The 852-nt window shown below is 64.4% G+C and carries 1 protein-coding gene; it reads right to left on the bottom strand.

The features are described from left to right. On the bottom strand, positions 1–852 hold an 852-nt coding region (gene galU / locus WS68_RS09280), incomplete at both ends, for a UTP--glucose-1-phosphate uridylyltransferase GalU (RefSeq protein ID WP_156429431.1).

Below are 852 nucleotides of genomic sequence, written 5' to 3'. Positions count from 1 at the left end.
CGCGCTCGCGCAGATAAGCGGCGAACTCGTCCTTGACTTCGGGGTGCCGCAGCGCGAATTCGATGGTGGCCTTGAGATAGCCGATCTTGCTGCCGCAGTCGAAGCGGGTGCCGCGATACTTGTAGGCGAGCACCTGCTCGTCGTTGAGCAGGGCCTGGATGGCGTCGGTGAGCTGAAGCTCGCCGCCGGCGCCGGGCTTGAGGGCGCGCAGATGGTCGAAGATGCGCGGCTTGAGGATGTAGCGGCCGACGACGCCGAGATTGGAGGGGGCGACGTCGGGCGCGGGCTTCTCGACGATGGCCGACATTTTGATGATGGAATCTTCCCATTCCTTGCCGTCGACGATGCCGTAGGACTTGGTGTCGGCGGGGGGGATTTCCTCGACGCCGATCACGGAGCTGTGGTAGTGGTCGAAGACGTCGACCATCTGCTTCATGACGGGGGGGCGGCCGTCGAGCAGGTCGTCGGCGAGGATCACGGCGAAGGGGTTGTCGGCGACGAGTTTCTCGGCGCAGAGGACGGCGTGTCCGAGGCCGAGGGCTTCGGGCTGACGGACGTAGAAGCAGTCGACGTGGCTGGGCTTGATGCTGCGCACGAGTTCGAGCAGTTTTTCCTTGCCGCGCGCTTCGAGTTCGGCCTCGATCTCGTAGGATTTGTCGAAATGGTCTTCGATGGCGCGCTTGCTGCGGCCGGTGACGAAGATCATCTCGGTGATGCCGGCGGCGATGGCTTCCTCGACAGCGTACTGGATCAGCGGCTTGTCGACGACGGGCAGCATTTCCTTCGGGCTCGCCTTGGTGGCGGGCAGGAATCGCGTGCCCAGACCCGCGACCGGGAAGACCGCCTTAGTGA

It is taken from the genome of Burkholderia sp. TSV86 (assembly GCF_001522865.1).
Classification (GTDB): domain Bacteria; phylum Pseudomonadota; class Gammaproteobacteria; order Burkholderiales; family Burkholderiaceae; genus Burkholderia.
The sequence above is the reverse complement of the archived record's forward strand: the minus strand, read 5'-3'. Positions and strand labels throughout refer to the sequence as shown.